The organism is Stenomitos rutilans, assembly GCF_059505485.1.
Map to the genome: position 1 here is coordinate 1 of NZ_JCACKR010000052.1, position 3805 is coordinate 3805.

The following is a 3805-nucleotide window of genomic DNA, read 5'->3' on the forward strand; positions in this document are numbered from 1 at the left end:
GACTATCCTAGAGTCACCACATTTCACTCTTTTTGTCAATGCGTAAGTTCTAATCTCATCGAACTGAAATGCCTGAAGCTGCTGACAAACTTCCTCAGTCAACAGGTTGTATGCCAGCGCCCCCACACCTGAATCCTGCCGAGATTCCGCCCAAGTATGATCAGCGGGAGGAATAATCCGCAAATCATCAGGTACACGAAGTTCATCCAGATCGTTAACATTCTTGCCAAACCTCGCCTCCAGTTTTTCAACCAAGCGGGGCGGAATATCTTTGAGCGCAAACTCAATCATCGGTAGCTGCGGATGAATCATCGCATCAAATTGAATACCTTTTTGCTCTAAAGTTTCCTTCCACCGAATCGCATCCGACCCAAACGGTACACTCAATACATGAGCATCTCTGGGTAGCGCTTCACTGGGTACTTCATAGCCATGCTGAAGGGCAAAGGTGATATCCATTTGCTCTGCCAATGCCAGACAATCCCGACGATGCCGATCCATTTCCGGGCGCGTGTGCTGGGTATACCAGAGTGCAGCGGCTCCCTCAAACCGCTCCTCGGTCGTCGGAAACAACTCATTAATTTCAGCTCGATAGCTGTCGTAAAGCTTGCCCAATTCCTCATTGAAAGCATCCCGGTCTTCCCCAACCCGCTCCTGAATTTCATCTCTGGCTTGCTGGAAGCGAGTCTTCAGTTCCTCTGCCCACTCCAACGCATCCACAGACAACTCATCTTTCGGAAATAGATAGCGGAACTCGTGGCGATCGCGGCTCCGAATGCGGGTCGGCTCCCACAAAGGGTTGACGGCTTCTCTGGCAAGCACATTGATCGAGCCAGGAGCATCGGCAGGCATCGCAAAGCTCCGATAGAGGCGATCGTCCTTCTTAAAGTCAAAAAAGTGGCTGGGATGAGATTCTGACCAGCGTTTTGCATCCGAAAGCAGATTCTCCCCTTCGATCTCCTTGATATCCTCCAATCGCTCTGCACTTTTGGGTGAATCGACCTCGACCTGAAGTGCTTGAAACAGACGGTTAAGCAGTTTGCGTTGACGGCGCTCAAACCGTGCGACATTCTCCCCTTCCCCCGGCATCGACGATTGCACCCGCCCAATGTTGGTTGCTACCAAACCTACCTTATTCTGATTCGCCGCAGCTGCAATCTGAGCCAGATTCTGATACTTTGAGCCACCATCGTCAGTGGCAACCTCGGTATAAGCCAGCTTAGGGCGTTGCTTCACTGCCTCAAACCGTCCTGGCTCGCCCGCTCGCAGCGTTTCTTTGGCAAGGTTAGGCAACTGGCTAGCAGAGCTAACCATGAGTTGATCACCATCGAAGTCTGCCTGGTGATATTCCTCCGCATCTTTGGGATTTATCCAGATGACATTGCGGGTTTTTTTGAGTTCCGGGTCGTGGCTGTTGCGGTAGAGGCGAATATTGTCTGAGTTAACGACTTCCGCTTAGGCGGAACGCTTCGCGAACGGTAGCGGGTCAGAATCACATCGCCTTCTGGCAGATGAGGCACACAAACCGTGCCACGCGGTAAGTCATCCGATGGCATCGCCATACCAGAACTATGGCTGTAACCGCTCTTAATCGCTAAATCTCGCCATCTACCTGCCACATAATCCGTTGCAAACTTCCGAAACTTGGGCGTTTCAACCAATTGCCCATATTTGTCGCTTCTTAGCAGTGAAATCCAGCGAGATTCCTGCACCTGACTGTTGGCATTACCATCCTCATCCTCAAAGTCTTCTTCCGACCGCTCCTGTCGCCGTTGCTGTTCCTTGTCGTATTCCTGCACAATGTATCGTGCCAGTGCCAAAGGATTCCGCTGTAAATCTGCTAAAACTCTGGCTTTTTCCTCAGTCGGCTGCTTCAAATCCTGCCGCACTGCATCCTCGGAATACTAGATGGTAAATTGCCAGCTATTGTCGTAACTGGTAGCTCTGGCATTGCCCCGGTTGCCTATGGCGGCTCGCGGAAACTCATAATCTCCACACGGAACCAGCTCGTCCAATCGGGCTTTTTTAATCCCCTTGATCGACGATCGATCCATGATGATGTCATAGCCCTCTGCATCAGTCAGTCGGGCATCGGGCAGCAGCGTTCCCTTAGATAAGAAGCTGACACGCGGACAATTTTCCTCGCTTCCTTCTGCCCATTGCTTCCTCCAGGCAAACCGAAACTGAAACGGACAGTTCTGCTCACCCCCCAGCTGACGCGCAAGCTGCGGTGAAATCTTACCGTGACAATCGCCAGTTTTGTAGTGGGAATACTCCGGGTCATTGAAATCCACAATTTTGACCCGCAGGTTCTCCAACGTGTCAGACCCTTTGTAGCAGTTACTCACTAATAGAGAACCATACCGACAGGCAGTATCCGGCTCTGTCGCAAATAATCGCCGGATCTTCTTACGCAATTCGTCATCTGCAAAATAGTAGCTATTGCCAGAACTAAACGTGAGCCGCCGCGAAGTGCCATCGGCAAAATTGCGCGCCCGCAGATGATTTGCATCAGGATTACGATTGTCAATTTTTACGAGCAGCAGAGATTGCAACTCCTCTGGCTCAAACATCTGTTCCAGCAAGGAGTTTTTAATAATCTCCGGCTCCGACAAATACCGTCCCTTCCCGTTGTTGTGCGCCCCATCAAAAATCGGGATGCTGAGACCGGAACCCTCGATGACCCGCGTGGTCAGATCCATTACCTACGGTTCATGATATAAACGTACTATCATCTAACTTAGAAAGCGTTAGACTGTTTTTTGACGTTTACACAAAGCAGCCATGGCAAAATCAGCCAGGTGGCTATTCTTGAATTGAACAGCAAGGAGGATAACAATGCCGTGGTACATTAAGCGTCTGGAGAACGGTTTGCTGGTTCAGGAATATGATCAAGAACCCGATGATAAAAGCGAAGAACTCCTGACCCCAGATGACAGGACTCAAGATGAATGTCACCCGCGCTTTGCCCATCTGAAACCTGGGGAAAGTATGGTGCTACCTGATGAACCCAAAACCACGACTTCTGGCTCCTGGTATCCCAGCCAGTATGAGGATCTGGGCGAGTTTTTGAATGGTGATCCAGGAGCGATCGATAAGTTGGACAGTGGCAACCGATCGCGCCGCTACAACTGGCGCTATTACGAACCCGATGAATCCTTTTAAAGCGTGTTTGATGGCTTGAGAGGGTGGCGAGGGCGATCGCAGCTAGTGAACTCACATAACGAATACATTGTATACACTGTATTCTCTACGCTAGAATGGGGGAAATTTGGAGAACACTAATGGCTCAAAGTGAAGTCCTTACCATTCGATTAGCTCCAGACTTAAAAGACAAGCTGGATGCTTTAGCGCAGAGTACTCGGCGTAGTAAGTCCTGGCTGGCAGCAGAGGCGATCTCCTTCTACATTGAGCAACACCTTTGGCAAATTCAAACGATTGAAGAAGCGGTCGCGTTGGCGGACAGTCCTGAAGCCGAATGGGTAGAGGGTGAAGCAGTGGATGCGTGGTTGGATACCTGGGGAACGAAGGATGAAAAGCCTGCTCCATGCGCATAGTATTTCTTTCGCTTGCAGTAAAGGATTTAGCAGCTATTCGTGCCTACATCGCTGAAGACGACCCAGAGGCAGCGAAAGCGGTCGCTTCTCGGCTAAAACAATTGATTAAGCGGCTTTCCTCAATGCCCAACCTGGGTAAACCGGGACGAGTTTTTGGCACCAGAGAACTGATAACTCCCAAAATTGGTAAAACAGCTGGTAGTGCGTCAATCTGATGTGGGCTTGATAGAGTAGAGAGGCTCATTCAC

General features: G+C 50.3%; 6 protein-coding genes. 3 read left to right on the forward strand and 3 right to left on the reverse strand.

The genetic code is table 11. The features are described from left to right. The 3 genes from AC5JLP_RS08960 to AC5JLP_RS08970 form a co-directional block, all read right to left on the reverse strand. Positions 1-1314, reverse strand: a 1314-nt coding sequence (locus tag AC5JLP_RS08960; protein ID WP_496067590.1) for a hypothetical protein, incomplete at its 3' end; no start/stop codon positions are given. Positions 1315-1367: 53 nt separating this feature from the next. Next, positions 1368-1889, reverse strand: coding sequence for a hypothetical protein (locus tag AC5JLP_RS08965; RefSeq protein WP_496067591.1), 522 nt, complete (start codon positions 1887-1889; stop codon positions 1368-1370). A 15-nt stretch (positions 1890-1904) separates the two neighbouring features. Then, positions 1905-2702 carry a hypothetical protein gene (locus AC5JLP_RS08970; protein WP_496067592.1) on the reverse strand — a complete coding sequence of 266 codons (798 nt, stop codon included), beginning with the start codon at positions 2700-2702 and terminating at the stop codon, positions 1905-1907. A 136-nt stretch (positions 2703-2838) separates the two neighbouring features. On the opposite strand from AC5JLP_RS08970, the gene AC5JLP_RS08975 reads away from it, so the two are divergent. The 3 genes from AC5JLP_RS08975 (at position 2839) to AC5JLP_RS08985 (ending at position 3772) form a co-directional block, all read left to right on the forward strand. Continuing rightward, the gene (locus AC5JLP_RS08975) at positions 2839-3165 is read left to right on the forward strand and encodes a hypothetical protein (protein WP_496067593.1); all 327 of its coding nucleotides are present in this window, start codon (positions 2839-2841) and stop codon (positions 3163-3165) included. 119 nt (positions 3166-3284) lie between these two features. After that, positions 3285-3557, forward strand: a complete 273-nt coding sequence (locus AC5JLP_RS08980; RefSeq protein WP_496067594.1) for a CopG family ribbon-helix-helix protein — start codon at positions 3285-3287, stop codon at positions 3555-3557. Continuing rightward, on the forward strand, positions 3548-3772 hold the full coding sequence (locus AC5JLP_RS08985; protein ID WP_496067595.1) for a type II toxin-antitoxin system RelE/ParE family toxin: 225 nt from the start codon (positions 3548-3550) through the stop codon (positions 3770-3772). The genes AC5JLP_RS08980 and AC5JLP_RS08985 overlap by 10 nt, the downstream gene beginning before the upstream one ends. Positions 3773-3805: the final 33 nt, after the last annotated feature.